The sequence below is a fragment of the Brevibacillus jepli genome, from assembly GCF_047229145.1.
Lineage (GTDB): Bacteria > Bacillota > Bacilli > Brevibacillales > Brevibacillaceae > Brevibacillus.
On record NZ_JBFEFW010000012.1, the window covers coordinates 133,424 to 148,736 of the forward strand.

The 15,313-nt window shown below is 47.8% G+C and carries 17 protein-coding genes, 1 pseudogene and 2 riboswitches; of the genes and pseudogenes, 2 read left to right on the plus strand and 16 right to left on the minus strand.

The window, feature by feature from the left end:
- From AB1L17_RS15160 to nrdI, 10 genes and pseudogenes are all read right to left on the minus strand, one after another.
- The gene (locus AB1L17_RS15160; protein WP_412845591.1) at positions 1 to 1,302 is read right to left on the minus strand and encodes a CapA family protein; all 1,302 of its coding nucleotides are present in this window, start codon (positions 1,300 to 1,302) and stop codon (positions 1 to 3) included.
- Positions 1,303 to 1,343: 41 nt separating this feature from the next.
- On the minus strand, positions 1,344 to 2,231 hold the full coding sequence (locus tag AB1L17_RS15165) for a MurR/RpiR family transcriptional regulator (RefSeq protein WP_412845590.1): 888 nt from the start codon (positions 2,229 to 2,231) through the stop codon (positions 1,344 to 1,346).
- Between the two features lie 158 nt (positions 2,232 to 2,389).
- Positions 2,390 to 2,542, minus strand: a complete 153-nt coding sequence (locus AB1L17_RS15170; RefSeq protein ID WP_412845706.1) for an SH3 domain-containing protein — start codon at positions 2,540 to 2,542, stop codon at positions 2,390 to 2,392.
- Positions 2,543 to 2,572: 30 nt separating this feature from the next.
- Positions 2,573 to 2,710 (minus strand): annotated as a pseudogene (locus tag AB1L17_RS15175) (SH3 domain-containing protein); the annotation flags it as partial.
- A gap of 25 nt (positions 2,711 to 2,735) precedes the next feature.
- Positions 2,736 to 3,212, minus strand: coding sequence for an acyl-CoA thioesterase (locus AB1L17_RS15180; protein ID WP_412845589.1), 477 nt, complete (start codon positions 3,210 to 3,212; stop codon positions 2,736 to 2,738).
- 29 nt (positions 3,213 to 3,241) lie between these two features.
- Complete coding sequence (gene metE / locus AB1L17_RS15185; RefSeq protein ID WP_412845705.1) at positions 3,242 to 5,527, minus strand: 5-methyltetrahydropteroyltriglutamate--homocysteine S-methyltransferase; 2,286 nt, start codon at positions 5,525 to 5,527, stop codon at positions 3,242 to 3,244.
- A gap of 145 nt (positions 5,528 to 5,672) precedes the next feature.
- Positions 5,673 to 5,871: riboswitch (cobalamin riboswitch) on the minus strand.
- 86 nt (positions 5,872 to 5,957) lie between these two features.
- Complete coding sequence (nrdF, locus tag AB1L17_RS15190) at positions 5,958 to 6,908, minus strand: class 1b ribonucleoside-diphosphate reductase subunit beta (protein WP_412845588.1); 951 nt, start codon at positions 6,906 to 6,908, stop codon at positions 5,958 to 5,960.
- Positions 6,909 to 6,941: 33 nt separating this feature from the next.
- Positions 6,942 to 7,958: a serine hydrolase domain-containing protein gene (locus AB1L17_RS15195; RefSeq protein WP_412845587.1), complete on the minus strand. Its 1,017-nt coding sequence runs from the start codon at positions 7,956 to 7,958 to the stop codon at positions 6,942 to 6,944.
- 68 nt (positions 7,959 to 8,026) lie between these two features.
- Positions 8,027 to 10,111, minus strand: a complete 2,085-nt coding sequence (gene nrdE, locus AB1L17_RS15200; protein ID WP_412845586.1) for a class 1b ribonucleoside-diphosphate reductase subunit alpha — start codon at positions 10,109 to 10,111, stop codon at positions 8,027 to 8,029.
- On the minus strand, positions 10,098 to 10,457 hold the full coding sequence (nrdI, locus tag AB1L17_RS15205; RefSeq protein WP_412845585.1) for a class Ib ribonucleoside-diphosphate reductase assembly flavoprotein NrdI: 360 nt from the start codon (positions 10,455 to 10,457) through the stop codon (positions 10,098 to 10,100). Before nrdI ends, nrdE begins: the two co-directional genes overlap by 14 nt.
- 161 nt (positions 10,458 to 10,618) lie before the next feature.
- Positions 10,619 to 10,817, minus strand: a riboswitch (cobalamin riboswitch).
- Between the two features lie 170 nt (positions 10,818 to 10,987).
- Between nrdI and AB1L17_RS15210 the strand changes: the two genes are divergently transcribed.
- A complete protein-coding gene (locus AB1L17_RS15210; protein ID WP_412845584.1) occupies positions 10,988 to 11,809 on the plus strand; it encodes an alpha/beta hydrolase in 822 nt (273 codons plus the stop codon).
- A gap of 32 nt (positions 11,810 to 11,841) precedes the next feature.
- Here AB1L17_RS15210 and AB1L17_RS15215 read toward each other — a convergent pair whose 3' ends face one another.
- The 4 genes from AB1L17_RS15215 to tlp form a co-directional block, all read right to left on the minus strand.
- Positions 11,842 to 12,354, minus strand: a complete 513-nt coding sequence (locus tag AB1L17_RS15215; RefSeq protein ID WP_412845583.1) for an ACT domain-containing protein — start codon at positions 12,352 to 12,354, stop codon at positions 11,842 to 11,844.
- A gap of 38 nt (positions 12,355 to 12,392) precedes the next feature.
- A complete protein-coding gene (locus tag AB1L17_RS15220; RefSeq protein WP_412845582.1) occupies positions 12,393 to 12,722 on the minus strand; it encodes a hypothetical protein in 330 nt (109 codons plus the stop codon).
- A gap of 21 nt (positions 12,723 to 12,743) precedes the next feature.
- A complete protein-coding gene (gene mnmA, locus AB1L17_RS15225) occupies positions 12,744 to 13,856 on the minus strand; it encodes a tRNA 2-thiouridine(34) synthase MnmA (RefSeq protein ID WP_412845581.1) in 1,113 nt (370 codons plus the stop codon).
- A 150-nt stretch (positions 13,857 to 14,006) separates the two neighbouring features.
- Entirely contained in the window at positions 14,007 to 14,225 is a 219-nt protein-coding gene (tlp, locus tag AB1L17_RS15230; protein ID WP_412845580.1) for a small acid-soluble spore protein Tlp, read from the minus strand.
- Positions 14,226 to 14,347: 122 nt separating this feature from the next.
- Here tlp and AB1L17_RS15235 point away from each other — a divergent pair, with 122 nt between their 5' ends.
- The gene (locus AB1L17_RS15235; RefSeq protein WP_412845579.1) at positions 14,348 to 14,563 is read left to right on the plus strand and encodes a hypothetical protein; all 216 of its coding nucleotides are present in this window, start codon (positions 14,348 to 14,350) and stop codon (positions 14,561 to 14,563) included.
- Positions 14,564 to 14,566: 3 nt separating this feature from the next.
- Here the strand turns inward: AB1L17_RS15235 and AB1L17_RS15240 are convergent, their stop codons facing one another.
- The gene (locus tag AB1L17_RS15240) at positions 14,567 to 14,917 is read right to left on the minus strand and encodes a DUF952 domain-containing protein (RefSeq protein WP_412845578.1); all 351 of its coding nucleotides are present in this window, start codon (positions 14,915 to 14,917) and stop codon (positions 14,567 to 14,569) included.
- A gap of 23 nt (positions 14,918 to 14,940) precedes the next feature.
- Complete coding sequence (locus AB1L17_RS15245; RefSeq protein WP_412845577.1) at positions 14,941 to 15,186, minus strand: hypothetical protein; 246 nt, start codon at positions 15,184 to 15,186, stop codon at positions 14,941 to 14,943.
- Positions 15,187 to 15,313 lie beyond the last annotated feature (127 nt).

Sequence of the window (15,313 nt, forward strand, 5' to 3'; positions counted from 1 at the left end):
TTACTTTGCAAGTCTCACACGTCCAATCCCATCCTTAATTTCGATGACCGTGCCATATGGTTCACTTAACGTCTTTAGCCCTTCCAATATGGATGCATCCGCGCTCAATTTCGGCCATCCCATGCGATGAATAGGCAGATCAAAACCTAATTCAATCGGATGCAGCTCCAATTCGAGCAGTTCACCGTCCTGCATTTTCCACAATGGAATGACGGACTCCCACACCTCTTGATGAACACACAGACCGCGTGTGTAGTTGGCACTCATCGCTTCTAAGGCATCTGCCACAGTATGGGTGTGGTTCAGGCCATAATGCTCATAGAAATCAGCGGGCTGACTGGTAACCGCTTCGGTCTGGAAAATGAAATCTCCCAAGCTGTAAAAGATCGGCCGATTGTTGTAGATTTCAATACCTCGTAATAAATGTGGCCCGTGACCTACCACTGCATGGGCACCCGCATCGATGCAAGCTTTTGCAAATACAGGCAAGAAATCAGCCGCAATCTCTTTTGCTTCACCCTTCATCTCATGCGCGTGGATACTCATGATGACGTAATCAGCGCGCCTTTTGGCCTCCTCAATCGTTTTGACGATTCTGTTCAAATCACGCGGATGCGGTTGGGTAGTTGTTCCCTCTTCGTCGCTTACCATGAACCGTGCATTTCCAAACAGAAAGACATCCTTACCCGGATCGTTCATGAAGCCTTCCTCGATCAGAAGCTTGTTGAAGGCGTTAATGTCCGTAGATTCCGCAATGGCTCTCAAATCAGCCAGCTTTTCTTCCGTGACGTGATGTGTCATTACATAGCGCATCGGATTGATTCCTGGTCTGCCGATACTATCCGATCGCTGATCACCGGCCGCCCACCATGGATGAAAGGTCGACGTCGCGGCAATCAAGGCTACCCTTGCTCCTTCGCATTCGAGATAACGCGGCGCTCCCGCTTCTGCGAGATTTTTGCCTGCACCTGCATGGACGAAGCCGTATTCATTGAGATATCGCTCGGTCGCTTCTAGACCGCCATACAAATAATCGAGCGTATGGTTATTCGCCCACCCAATCATGTTAAAGCCGTAATCTTTCATGACTTGCAAAACAGAAGGTGGTGACATCGCCCACGTGCCTCCGCTTTGCGCGCTCGGATAGCCTTCGTTATCGTGTACGGTTGTCTCCAGATTCGCAATGCGTACGTCCGCACGATGCAGCAAACCGGATACTTCGTGAAAAGCCTGGTCCCTGTATGGCAAATTGCGTGTAATGAAGCTGTCACCAGTTGCTGTAAACCAAATTGGCTTCGTCATTGGCAGGATTTTCCCCTTTCCCTTTGCACATCTTTCTCATCTCAAAAGATCGAGAAGTCTTCCTCTTCCTCTCCGACAAAAGAATAGAGCTTTGAGCTGATTTCATCATAGTGCTGCAATCGTTTCTGTACATTTTCCGCATCGTGGAGCATGACGCCTTTGATCAAAACATTCAGCATGGAGAATAATGTGGGCATTCCGCTAGTGGCAGCAGGTTGGGGTGTGGTGATTTTCAGAAGATGATCGGCCACTTGACTGATGGGTGAGAGCTCGCCTTCCGTAATCGCCAAAACCTTCGCCCCCAGCTCTTTTGCTGAGTGAACCATTGCGACCGTCTCGCTGGGATGACGAGGAAATGATATCGCAATGACCAGCCACTCTTGCTCTCGTTCGGTGAGAAAGTAGTCCGCGTTATCAACTGCTCCCGTATACAGATGTGTGTTTCCCTTAATTGCATTCAACGTCTGGAACAACCATTTGGCAGGAATATGGCACCAACGAAAACCTACCACCACGATTCGATTTGCAGCCACGATGCTCTTGACCGCCTCTTGCAGCAAGGTGTAGTCAATTTGCTGCAAGGCTTGTTGAAGATACGCAATGTCACTCTCCATTACTTGATGTGCGTAATTGCTCTTATCGAGCGCAACCTCGGTATCTCGATATTTCTCGATCGGCCCCCTCCTTTGGTCTCCTATCAACAGTGACTTTTTGATTTCTTCTTGAAGCTCTGTGTATCCGGAGTAACCCAATGCGTAACAAAAGCGAATGACGGTCGCTTCACTGGTATTCGTCAAATCAGCGATTTTTTTGGCGGTATGGATCGCAAGCAGGCTCGGCTTTTCAATAGCGATCTTGGAGATGATTTTTTGGCTTGCTGTCAGCTTTCCATACTGCTTCCGAATCCGTTCTTTTACGAGTTGTGCCATGCCAGGAGCTCCTTTATCACTCGGATTTGCGTTAATTTTGAGAATAGTATATCTCTTGCAAGAAATCACTTCAATACTTATGAGAAAATGTAGTTTTCGCTTCATTTTGGTGTAAAACAAAAGGGACCCCATAGTTGGAAGTGCCCTTTCCCTCATCTTTATCGTTCCGTGCTGAGACAATCATTTGGAATCCAGCCGTATTCCCCAGTGCTCTCTAATTCACACCAACTCCAGCCATTCAACTCATGCATAGAGACTACGCGATCACCAGCGTCCACATTTAGCTCTTTTGCCGTGTAAGCTGTGGTCAAAATCCCAATCTCCCCATCTTTTTCAATGATTTGCTCAGGTACCCAGCCCTCCAGCTGTTCATCCAAGGTGTGGCAATACCGCCAATTGTGCCAATTTTCCGGACCATCATACAGCTCTCCCAATCGAACCCTTTGCCCTTCTACCAGTGTGATTGGATTCGGATAATTGGAGCGATGATTCGGGGTTCGCTTTCTACATCTCTACCTTCCGCTCCCTTCTCAATGCATGGCGTTCCTTTGCTTTTTCATACTGCCTGCATTCTTCTTCTGTATCAGGAATGACACCTGGTACAAGCGTCGGCTTTCCGTGTTCATCGAGAGCAATCATCGTCAAATAGGCGCGTGCTGTCATACGTTTTTCCCCGGTTAACAAATTCTCTGCTTCCACCCTCACGAATACTTCCATGGATGTCTTATGGGTCCAAGTGACATACGCTTCCAGGTTGATCGCTTCCCCCGTCTTGATCGGCGCGAGAAAATCGAAGGAATCGCTGGACGCAGTGACAACGGGCTTACGGCAATGTCGCATGGCTGCGATGCAGGCGATCTTGTCCACATATGCCATGACTTTCCCACCGAAAATGGTATGATGGTGATTCGTATCAGGTGGTAAGACGAGATCAGTCAAGAAGGTTCTTGATTGTTGAATCGGTCGTGCTTCCGTCATCATTTGGGTGGCTCCTCTCATGGTGTGCAACTTTACGGCTGGGCTGTCAAACGACTCCGAATTGCCTTCGTTGCCGCAACCATGTTTCGCAATGACTGAACGGTTTCTTCTCTGCCCCTTGTTTTCAGACCGCAGTCCGGGTTAATCCAAAATTGACCTGGCGGAAGTACTTGTACACCCCGTGCGACCATATCTTCCATTTCTGAGACAGCTGGAATTCGAGGGCTATGGATATCGTATACGCCGAGCCCGATGCCTTTGTCATACGTACCTGTTTCGAAAACAGACACGAGCTCTCCATGGCTGCGTGATGTTTCAATCGAAATCACATCAGCATCAAGTTCGCTGATGACATCCATAAAATCATGGAATTCGCAATAGCACATATGCGTATGAATTTGGGTGCTCGGAGCAACTGTGGACGTCGCTAGGCGAAATGCTCTGACGGCCCAATCAAGATAAGCTGGCTGCTCTTCTTTTTTAAGCGGCAATCCTTCGCGCAGCGCTGGCTCATCGACTTGAATCATGTGAATGCCCGCTTCTTCCAAGGCTTCTACTTCTTTTCGCAATGCCAAGGCGATTTGCTCGCACACCTCTTGCTTGGTGATATCGACCCGGGCGAACGACCAATTCAAAATGGTTGCTGGTCCAGTTAGCATGCCTTTCATTGGTTTGTCCGTCAATGATTTTGCATACACACTCTCTTTGACCGTCATCGGGGAAACAAACTCCACATCTCCATAAATAACGGGTGGCTTCACGCAACGCGAGCCATACGACTGCACCCAGCCGTTTTTCGTGAACAAAAAACCAGCGAGCTTTTCGCCGAAATATTCCACCATATCTGTCCGTTCGAACTCTCCATGGACGAGGACATCCAGACCGAGTTCTTCTTGTATATCGATCCATTCCTTGATTTGCCCCTGGATAAAAGCATCGTACTGCTCGGCTGTCCAATTGCCTTTTTTAAACTGTTGGCGGGCTTGGCGCACCTCCGAGGTCTGAGGGAAGCTCCCGATTGTGGTAGTTGGCAGCAGTGGCAGCTTCCACGTATGCTGTTGAATCTCTCGACGCTCCAGGTAAGAGACGTTTCTTTCAGGCTTCATAGCAGCCAATTGACGTAAAGCAAGCTTCACTTCCTGCCGATTCCTTGCTGGGGACAATGCCAGCTTGAGCAGATCAGCTTCATTTTGCGCAATCTCTTTTGAAATGACGTACTTTCCATATCGGAATCCTTGGACTAGAAGCTGTACTTCCCCTAGTTTTTCGTCGGCAAACGCCAATGCGGGCATGACTTCCTCTGGCAAATCGGTCTCGGCATCAACTGATACAGGTACATGTAACAAGCTACTCGATGGTTGTAGCCACAGCTTTTCGATTGGAACGACGTCGGAAATGTCTTTGACGAGCTCCCACTTCTCATCAATGGACGCACGCCATATATTTCGACCGTCGATGATACCCGCCGCGAGAACCTTATCTTCTGGAAAACCGTATGCTTTCAGATTGGCCAGATTGCGTTTTTCCCCGTGCACAAAATCAAGACCGATGCCTTGAACAGGCAGGGAAACGAGCTCCTCGTACCAATCCACCGCTTCAAAATACGTTTGTAGCATCAGCTGTAGATGCGGCAGTGCCTGAACGATTTGCCCATAGATGCGTGTAATGATAGCCCGATCAGCTTCCGAAACATCCAGCACAAATGCCGGCTCGTCCATTTGCACCCATTCCACGCCATGCAGCTCCAGCTCTTGGAGAATATTAATGTAGAGTGGAACGAGCTGATCCAGAACGTGCTCAAATTCTGATTTGGCATACCCCTTGGACAGCGTGACAAACGTATACGGACCGACGATGACAGGCTTCCCGATGATCCCGAGCTTTTCTTTAGCCTCCAAGAATGCTTGAAGAGGTTTGTTCTCCGTAATGGCTGGTTGCCGTTCGCCAAACTCAGGTACGATATAGTGGTAGTTCGTGTTAAACCATTTCGTCATCTCGCAAGCTACTGCGTCCTTCGAACCGCGCGCCATGGCGAAGTATGTGGGAAGCGATACTGGACCTCCCTCGTATTCATAGCGTTTCGGGACGAGTCCGAACATCACAGCCATATCCAGCATGTGGTCGTAATACGTAAAGTCACCCACCGGGATCAGTTCAACCCCTATTTCCTGTTGACGCAGTAGATGCTGATGACGGATTTGCTCCATTTGCTGTACCAGGCTCGATTCATCCATGGTCGCAGCCCAAAATGCCTCCAAGGCCTTCTTCCAATCCCGGTTCTTACCGATTCGTGGATATCCCAAATTGCTGCTTTTCATGAGCTTCCTCTCCATTCTTTTATCGATCATGACTCGAATCCACCCAATAAAAAAGGCATCTCCAACGATCAAAAAGAACGTTAGAAATGCCAAATAAGCACTGAGATCACAGCATCCTAACACCTCCCTATCTCCCGTAGGTTAAGCAGTGTCGTCGAAACAGGCAGGTCTCCTGACTTTGGGATCATCATCTGCACATGCCTTCCCAATCCATTTGGATCAGTGGCGCATCAATGTGCCGACTCCCCTCATACAGTGGCGGGACCGTGTCGGATTCTCACCGACTTCCCTTTTCATCCTTGGTCGATCTGGCTGACCAAAGAACCTGTTCCCACTTATATGAAATTGTAAGGTTATCTTGAAGTGCCCCTATTAACAAGCAGGGCAGCATTCTTTTCATACAGTAACACAGAATCCATTTTTTGTCATACTAAAAACGAAAATCATCGTCCGTCAACGGCTCTACGTTCAAGGTGCGGACATAGCCATTTCCTTTTTTCGAGAAAAAGTCATGCTGCTTCGTTTGCGTGCGAATGCCATTCAGCACGATCGGGTTCACTTCTTCCTCCGGGAAAAGCGGGTCCAGACCCAGATTCATCAATGCCTTGTTCGCGTTGTAGCGCACGTAGGCGTGAACTTCGTCTGCCAAGCCAATTTCCGTATACAACGAAGTCGTATAGGCCTCTTCATTCTCTTGCAGCTCATGCAGAAGCGCATACAGCTCCTCTTTTGCCGCTGCTTGCTCAACTACACTCAGACGTTGATATACTTCTTGCGCGAGAACACCGACATAGAGTCCGTGAATGCTCTCGTCTCGAACAATCAGGTCGATGATTTCCCCGCTGCTTGTCATTTTCCCTTGCCCAGCCAGGAAGAGCGGATAGAAGAAGCCGCTGTAGAACAGATAGCTTTCCAGGAAGACGGACGCTACCATCGCCATATACAAGTCTTTCTGGGTCGAGATTTCCTGATAACGCTTGGAGATAAGAGCCGCTTTCTTTTGCAAATGCGGATTGTTTTCTACCCAAGCAAAAATGCCGTCGATTTCTTCAGTCGATGCCAGCGTAGTAAAAATACTGCTGTAAGATTTGGCGTGGATTTGCTCCATCATGCCCATGAAGGCGAGAACCGCTTTTCGTTGCAGTCCATCGACATGCTCCATGATCTTCGGCATTCCTACCCCGCCCTGAACCGTATCCAGCAAGGTAAGACCGCCCAAAACTTTTTTATAGGTATCCCGTTCAGTCGCACTGAGCTCCATCCAGGACATCTTGTCATCTGATAGTGGAATCTCGTCATCGGTCCAGAACTGCATGATGTTTTGATTCCAAAACGTCATCGTAAAATCGTCGTCCGGCCTGTTCCAATTGACAGCTTTCATTTGGCGTTCCTCTTCTCTATGTGCTTGATCCTTCTATGAATCTAGTTCTTCCAAACATTGCATGATCTGGTCTCCGAAGCCGCGAACATCAGCCAAATAATCATAGCCCGGCGGAGAACCAAAACTGTTAAACATACGCACCGCCACCAAATCATGATCGGGTATAACCAACAGTGTCACTCCTGTATATCCAAGAATTTGGTAGGAGCCTTTCGGTACCATTTCTCCTATTTCTGTCTTGGCGGCAGGCAAATCCTTTACAAACCATAAAAATCCGTTTTGCGGCAAATCCTTCTCGATGGTACTTGGACTTTGCAAGGACGTAGCCAACTCGATAATTTCCTTTTCCACTACCTGCTTCCCGCCAATTATTCCTTGCTTCAAATGCAAGTAGCCCCAATAAGCGAGTTCTCTTGTGGACACGTACATATTCATCTGGTCTCCATCGGTGCTATCACTGGTTCGCCAGCTCGTGTCACCTGGCAGCCGAATCACTTCAACCAGCCTTTCATGAAAATGCCCGTACCACCCTGACTCCCTCAATCCTAACGGCTCGAATACTTGTCCAGATACAATTTGCGCAATCGTCTTTCCTGTCGTCTTGAAAACGATCTGAGTCAGCATCTCGATCCCGACGTTACGATACGACCAGCTCGAACCAGCAGGAAATTCACGAATCATCTCATCTCCGAGAAGGTTCAAGCCGTGTGTATGTGTAAGCAGATGGCGAATTGTTGTTTGAGAGAGCAAATCGGAATCCAGTTCGGGCAAATACTTCGTGACCGCATCATTGATGGAGTGGATGTAACCATGGTGTACTGCGTACGCAACTGCGAATCCTATATAGCTTTTCCGAACAGATGCGACGTGAAATTGCGTATCAGCTTGTACCAGTCTGGCATCGGCCGCGGTACCCTGCTTTCCCCAATATTCTTCAACGACTACTTGATCTTTGTGGATAACGAGGACGGCAGCGCCCGTTCCTACAACTGTTCCCGAGGTCTTTTTCACATGTTCGACTACTGGTAAAAATGATGCCGACTTGTTCATTTACACCCAACCCTCTCGAAAGTTTTCCTAGCCTTTACTATTCGAGAGAAATGTTGGGTTTCCTATTATTAAACGGCGCAGCTAATGCACTCTTCTACCGTCAAATGCTTCGTACGCGTGTAGTAGAGCGATTTCAAGCCTTTTTTCGCTGCGTAAATGTAATAGCGAGCCAGCTCTCTGGTTGAAATATTGCTATTCACATGTAGCACGGTCGAAATTCCTTGGTCGACGTGCTCTTGAATTTCTGCAATCAAATCAATGACTTTGAATTGATCAATGACATACGCAGATTTGTAGTAGAAATAGTTTTCCTGCGACAAATACGGCATCGGGTAATACGTCGTAGAGTTGGCATACGTTCTCGTTTCGATATGCTCTACGATTGGCATCACACTGGAAGTCGCATTCTGAATGTAAGAAATGCTCTGTGTAGGAGCAATCGCCAAACGATAAGCATGGTAAACGCCATACTTTTGTACCTTTTGTTGCAAATCCGCCCAATCCTCAGGCGTCGGAATGTGCATTCCTTCGAAAAGAAGCTTTCCTTTTTCAGTACGCGGGCTGTAATCGTTCGTCACGTATTTGGTGAAGTACGTGCCTTTGGCGTATTCCGATTGTTCAAAGCCCATGAAGGTCTTGCCCGTGTCCTTCGCGATTTCCATGCTTTTTTCCAAGGAGTAGAAGTTCATCATCATGAAGAACGTACGCGCGAAATCCTTGGCTTCCTCACTCTCGTAAGCGATTCTGTTCTTTGCCAGATAACCGTTCAGGTTCATCGCGCCGAGACCAACAGAGTGAAGCTCACGGTTTGCCTTTTGAACGCCGGGTGCGTTTTCAACACGAGTCATGTCGCTCACGGCTGTAATCGCTTCGATTCCTTCGTGAACGGATTCTCGGATCATTTTGCGTTCCATCACGTTGACGATATTCAGGGAAGCCAGGTTGCAGCTAATATCGCGACGAATGATATCCATCTCTCCGTAATTGGTGATGGTCGAAGTCTCCTGGAGCTGGAAGATTTCCGTGCACAGGTTGGACATTTTCACCGAACCGAGATCTTTTAACGCATGGTTGTTGTTCGCATTCGTTTTGTTCATGATGTACGGATAGCCTGATTCCATTTGAATCATCGCGATTTTCGTCAACATCTCGCGAGCGCTCATCACCGTCTTTTTCTTAACGCGATCGTTTGCCAGGAGCTCTTCGTACTTTTCGTCCAGGTCCATATCATCCAGATGCACGCCATATTCCTTGTACACGGAGTACGGAGCGAAAACGGTCAGCGGCTTGTTTTCTTCTGCCAGCTTGTAGAAAACGTTCGGCACGATCAAGCCGATAGACAACGTTTTGATACGTGCCTTTTCATCCGCGTTGATCTTTTTGCAATCGAGAAATTCGTTGATATCCCAACCGAAGATGTTGTAATACGCAGCACCTGAGCCTTTGCGCTGCCCCATTTGATCTGCGTAGGAAAACGCATCCTCCAACAGCTTGAGGACTGGCATGACACCTTTCGCTGCGCCCTCGACGCCTTTGATCGGCTCTCCGCGTCCGCGAAGCTTGGACAGGTTCACAGCTACACCGCCGCCAATTTTGGATAGCTGCATACAAGTTCCCAAAATAAAGTTGATAGAGTTCAGAGAATCATCCATTTCGAGCAGGAAGCAGGAGACCATTTCCCCACGGCGGCTTTTGCCTGCGTTCAGGAAGGTCGGCGTCGCAGGCTGCAAGCGTTGATCCATCATGGATACGGTTAAACGCTTGGCGAGCTCGAAGTTACCTTGTCCGAGTGATAAGGCCACAATGGCCACTCGATCTGGATACTGCTCCAGATACATCGATTTATCGTCCGTTTTCAGTGCATAATCTTTATAAAATTTGGAGATGGCCATGTACGAAGCAAATTGAAAAGCAGCGTCATAGGCCAAACGAAATACTTCGTCGACCTGTTCAACTGTGTATGTTTCATAGACGTTTTCGTAGAAGTCATTCTCGATTAAATAGTCCATGCGCTCTTTGACACTGTTAAAGGTCATCGTCTTGGACTTTACTTCTTCCATGAAGACCGCGACTGCTTCCCGATCCTTTTCCAGTTGGTAAAATCCGTCGTTGCCACGCTGCATCAGTTGGTTGTTCAATTCAATATGCCGCAATTGCTGCCACCCCACTCGTAAATTGTTCCACATCCCGGCCGGTACCGGACAGTTCGAATTTGGAAATCACCGGAACACCATATTGGTTCGCGATCGTATCCGCACTTTTGGCAAAGCTCGTACCCCAGTTGCGGTTTCCGCTGGCAGACACGCCGCGCAGATTGACATGATTTCGCTTCAGGAACGTTGCCACTTTCTCTGGCACTTGTCCGAATCCCGTCGTGTATGTAATCAAAACGAATGGCTCTTCCAACACCATATCTGGATCAATTTCCACATGTCGGAAATCAATTTTATTGACGAATCTTCGGACGTTTCCTGTTTTTGAATCATAAGCGATTAGCATGTCCCTCATCCTATCCTGCTAGTTTTACTCTAAATGTATGTATTTTAGCCAAAGTAAAAGCGCATCCGACGTTTACATGCCGAATGCGCGTGATGACTGCCATCTAGCAATCCGCAAAAGCGAATTGAGCGCTCGAACACTTCCCTATCTCCCGTAGGTTATACAGTGCAAGCGGTTAGGCAGGTCTCCTGGCTCTGGATCATCGCTCCATTATCGCCTTCCCGATCCTCTTTGATCAGTGGCTTAACTGCTGAAATGGAACTCTCTCATTACAGTGGCGGGACCGCGTCGGACTCTCACCGACTTCCCTATTAAGTCTACCAAATCTGGCTGGTAAACACCTTACCGCATCAATATGTAGTTGGTAAAACTTACTTTACATCAATATATCGTAGGAGTCAAGCTCCGTATGCGCTATTTAGGAAAACTAACTATTCTCCCTTTTCGACTATTGCCAATCTCTGGTTTTCGTCCATATAATAGTTTTTGTGCGTGTTGGTTTGCTATAGACGGATTGGAGAGCTGCCCTTATGAAAAGCACCGACTATCAAGCTGTTGTCATTCCTCGTACCTACAGCAAAATCATGACATATAATGAGCGTGAATATCACATTTTCATAAGTGTACCTGCAGAAACGCCACCGGAATCAGGGTTTCCCGTCATTTACCTGCTAGATGGCAACTCTGTTTTTGCCACGATGACGGAAGCCATACGGATACAATCGCGTGGTCCAGAGCGAACAGGCGTGTATCCCGCTATCGTAGTCGGGATTGGCTATTCTACAGACGGCCCATTCCACCCTGCCCGTTTCTACGATTACACGTACGAGGTTCCCGTCTCGGAGCTTCCTGGCAACCCAAAAGGCACGGATTGGCCGCAAATGGGTGGAGCAGATCAGTTCCTCGACTTTTTGGAGGTTGAGCTCAAGCCTCGCATCGAACAAGATTTCCCGATCGATCGGACACAACAAGCTATTTTTGGGCATTCGCTGGGCGGTTTATTAGTCTTGCATGCTCTTTTGTCGAGACCACATGCTTTCCAGCGGTATATAGCAGGCAGTCCCTCGATCCATTGGAATGAGAGTGTACTGCTAGCGAAGGAGCTGCAGCTGCCGTCCTTGCTTACAGAGGACCTCGACGTCCATGCTCTCCTCACCATCGGGGAGCTGGAAAACGACAGCCGCTTTTTCGTCAAGGAAAAATCACTGGCGATGATCGAACGATTGTCCTCTATGGGCCATGGTCAAATCAAGGCATCCTTTAAAGAATATCCTGACGAGAATCATTCGTCGGTCTTGCCTGTCTTAATCAGCCAGGGAATCAAGTTCGCCACGAAAAAAACTGCCCGCTAAAACGGGCAGTTTTTGTTTGTGTAATGGCTCTCTTACTGAAGAGACAACACTTTGGTGATTTTGGGCAGCTCTTCGATGGCGGATACAATCGTCGGTGTTATTTCTTCATCGGTCACAGAGATGAGCAGGGCATTTTTCCCCTTTTGCTCACGCGACACATTCAGCTTGGAAATATTGATTTCATGGTCGGCCAGTTTTTGTGAGACATCATAAATCACGCCCGGGTAATCGATATGGTGAACCAATAGTCCATGTGACCCTGGAGGAATACGGCAAGCACAGTAATTGATTTCACTGATGTACACTTCTCTCCAATCTTGCGCGAAGGTGTACTTGTTCGCTCCTACCCGCAGAACCGCCAAATGATTCGCATATTCACCGGAGCTATTTTGGACGGGAACCTTCGTCCCGAGTCCTTCCACTAACAGTGTAGCGATTGTCTCTTTATTTTCATGAGCAAGAATACTTAATTGTGCACTCGCTAAATCGGGCTCGAGTCTTCCAATCAGTTCAGCCAGCTCACGCAGTCCATCATATTGGGTCATGTGATACTCTCACTCTCCCAGTCAGGTTTATCCTTGTTTCACGGAAGAATCCATGCTTCCGGCTCTTTCTTAATGGAGGAATTATTATCGGCACGAAACCAAGCTGTCAGAGTTTGCCCATCTTTCGTGTAGTGAATACGGTAGATTGTATTGCCTTTTCCACTATCCGTGAATGGACTTTCCTCAAGTGGCACAGCTGTTACTCCACCTTCCGCTACAACTCCACCGTTCTCCTTGATGACTTTCTGAATCGCCGCCATATGCTCTTCACCCAGCGCTGACATCCCCAGGTAAGCAACGACCGCTAAGAGAATGGCTCCAACCATAAACGAAACGATAATCACTTTTGATTTTTTTGTCGCATCCACCGAGTGCTTCCCCCGTCTATCTTAGTTCTCTTTATCGACTAAGCGTACCTTGTCAATCGTACCGCCACCCAAACATACTTCTCCATCATAGAAGACAACGGCTTGACCAGGCGTCACGGCTTTTTGCGGTTGATCAAAAACAACCTCCACCGTTCCTTCCTCACGCAGGTGTACAGTTACTCCTTGATCCGGCTGACGATAACGGAATTTGGCTGTACACGTAAATGTATCCGCTGGCTTCTTATCGCTTACCCAGCTTACATTGGTTGCCAAGAGACTCTTCGAATACAGACGGATATGATCAGAGCCTTCTCCGACGATCAGTACATTGCGTTCCAGGTCCTTGTCGACAACAAACCATGGTTGTCCACTGCTGCCATGACCTCCGCCAATTCCCAAGCCTTGTCGCTGACCCAATGTATAGTACATCAGTCCATCATGCGATCCAATAACTGCTCCATCCACGGTCTCGATATTCCCTGGCTTGGCAGGCAAGTAGTTTTGCAGGAACTCGCGGAAGTTACGCTCCCCAATAAAGCAGATACCAGTACTGTCCTTCTTCTTCGCTGTATAGAGCCCTGCCTTCTCAGCGATCTCCCTCACTTGAGGCTTCGGAAGGTGACCGATCGGGAACATCGTTTTGGATAACTGCTCTTGCCCCAGTACATTCAAGAAGTAAGTCTGATCCTTGTTGTTGTCAGCTCCGCGAATCAGCTTGTATTCGCCATCGATGTACTTGACCTGCGCGTAATGACCGGTGGCAATATAATCTGCTCCAAGATCCATGACCTTGGCAAGAAGCTCACCGAACTTGATTTCACGGTTGCACATGACATCCGGATTCGGTGTACGCCCCCGTTTATATTCATCCAAAAAATACTGGAATACCTTGTCCATGTATTCTTTTTCAAAGTTCACGGTGTAATATGGAATGCCGATCTGTTCACAGACGCGCCGGACATCCTGGAAGTCTTCTTCCGCCGTGCAGTGGCCGAATTCATCGGTATCATCCCAGTTTTTCATGAAGATGCCGATGACGTCATATCCCTGTTGTTTGAGCAGGTAAGCCGTCACGGAGGAGTCGACCCCGCCGGACATGCCGACAACGACGCGAGTATCTTCTGGTCGTTTCATAGTCTTTCTCCTCTTTATTCAAATTGTACCATTACAGATTACCATGTTTCGCAAAACAAATCATGTTTTGTTACACTTTCCCCCGACTTTTACCTGATTACAAGAAAAAACGCCTGACGCTTCGTTGGCGACAGACGTTTGTATACATTTTTAAGCCTGAGAAGATTCATCCTTGATCTCTGCACGATATCCTTCGATGCTTTCTCCACGACGCTGATTTTTTGCTTCGAGGTTCGCTCTTTCCTCCGCAGAAATCTCGCCATCGTTGGCTGCCATATACGCTTCGGACTCACGAATGTTCTCTTCTGTATTGGAAATCATCTCTTGAAGTTTCTCTGCGTTGTCCGAACGGTCATCCGGTTTCGCCATGATCATACGCCTCCTACAAAAGGTTTATTTAACACCTTTACCATTGTGCGCCAATCATGGTTTCTTTATGTACCCATGTTATAATGGAAGAAACGGATGAAAAGAAAAAGAGGGTTTCACCTATGGCTTCCTTAGATTTGTTGGAAAGAAAGCTGCTTCGGATCATCGCTGATACCGATCCCGTACGACTGAAACGACACTGGATGAAGGGACAAAAGGTACCTGAATCTGAAGTCGAACAACGCATGAGAATCGATCTCCTTTTGCGCAGACTAGACAAGCTGCCTGAGGCCAAGCGCGAAGAAGTGCTTGCGTTACTCAAATGGTTTAACTGGTAAAGACTAGCGGATGGACTTTCCTAGACGCCACTGGCCGTCTATCCGCTCCATTTGTTTCTTATCCACGATCGCATCTTGATTCAACGGTCCGTAGATGTGCGGATACAGCAATCCATCCTTCGCAGCCTCGTATTTGACTTCGGAAGTACATTTCGTCTCATCCACAACAAGTACATACAGCTCTTCGTCAAACTGTGCGTAGACGCGGTTCGCTACCTTTTCAAGCAGCTCGTTCCCTTTCGTTGCGTGAATGAAGCCTTCCTGTTCGTAATCCCTTGGTAAATAGTGATCCTGATCGATCCGCTTTTTCCAATATGCCTTAGGAACCAAGCAGTAAATAATATAGTCTTGCATGTTTCTCCTCCTATTATTTGCTCTTATTTTTTTGGCATGGCTTTGTTCAGGTGACGCATAGCTTTATCATAGAACATCTGATCATAACGCCCCTGATCATATCGCCATTGAATGAAGTTCCGCAGGGAGTGCAAATCAACCCAAGCATCCTTCGCTTGGGGATTGCGGTCAGGTACATCTCCAGTTATTTCTCCATCGTAGACAAGCTTCGCCATCTCGGTAGGGTGCATGCCTATTTGATAAGCGATTTGGTGTAATGCGATTTTCATGGAACCTCCCCTTGCGCTACATACATACGTTTATCACTTTCATCTATTGTGCCAGTCTTTTCCGATGATGCCAAGCCCTTAGCCCTAATCCTAAAGGGTGTACCTTCCTCTCATGCGTTTTGCTACA

What these genes read in the sequence shown, in the direction of transcription:
- AB1L17_RS15245 (WP_412845577.1), bottom strand. Translation starts at nt 15,186, where the DNA reads ATGAAAATCGCATTACACCAAATCGCTTATCAAATAGGCATGCACCCT.
- AB1L17_RS15160 (WP_412845591.1), bottom strand. Translation starts at nt 1,302, where the DNA reads ATGACGAAGCCAATTTGGTTTACAGCAACTGGTGACAGCTTCATTACA.
- tlp (WP_412845580.1), bottom strand. Translation starts at nt 14,225, where the DNA reads ATGGCGAAACCGGATGACCGTTCGGACAACGCAGAGAAACTTCAAGAG.
- AB1L17_RS15240 (WP_412845578.1), bottom strand. Translation starts at nt 14,917, where the DNA reads ATGCAAGACTATATTATTTACTGCTTGGTTCCTAAGGCATATTGGAAA.
- nrdI (WP_412845585.1), bottom strand. Translation starts at nt 10,457, where the DNA reads ATGCTAATCGCTTATGATTCAAAAACAGGAAACGTCCGAAGATTCGTC.
- AB1L17_RS15195 (WP_412845587.1), bottom strand. Translation starts at nt 7,958, where the DNA reads ATGAACAAGTCGGCATCATTTTTACCAGTAGTCGAACATGTGAAAAAG.
- AB1L17_RS15235 (WP_412845579.1), top strand. Translation starts at nt 14,348, where the DNA reads ATGGCTTCCTTAGATTTGTTGGAAAGAAAGCTGCTTCGGATCATCGCT.
- AB1L17_RS15215 (WP_412845583.1), bottom strand. Translation starts at nt 12,354, where the DNA reads ATGACCCAATATGATGGACTGCGTGAGCTGGCTGAACTGATTGGAAGA.
- metE (WP_412845705.1), bottom strand. Translation starts at nt 5,527, where the DNA reads ATGAAAAGCAGCAATTTGGGATATCCACGAATCGGTAAGAACCGGGAT.
- nrdF (WP_412845588.1), bottom strand. Translation starts at nt 6,908, where the DNA reads ATGAAAGCTGTCAATTGGAACAGGCCGGACGACGATTTTACGATGACG.
- AB1L17_RS15210 (WP_412845584.1), top strand. Translation starts at nt 10,988, where the DNA reads ATGAAAAGCACCGACTATCAAGCTGTTGTCATTCCTCGTACCTACAGC.
- AB1L17_RS15165 (WP_412845590.1), bottom strand. Translation starts at nt 2,231, where the DNA reads ATGGCACAACTCGTAAAAGAACGGATTCGGAAGCAGTATGGAAAGCTG.
- mnmA (WP_412845581.1), bottom strand. Translation starts at nt 13,856, where the DNA reads ATGAAACGACCAGAAGATACTCGCGTCGTTGTCGGCATGTCCGGCGGG.
- AB1L17_RS15180 (WP_412845589.1), bottom strand. Translation starts at nt 3,212, where the DNA reads ATGATGACGGAAGCACGACCGATTCAACAATCAAGAACCTTCTTGACT.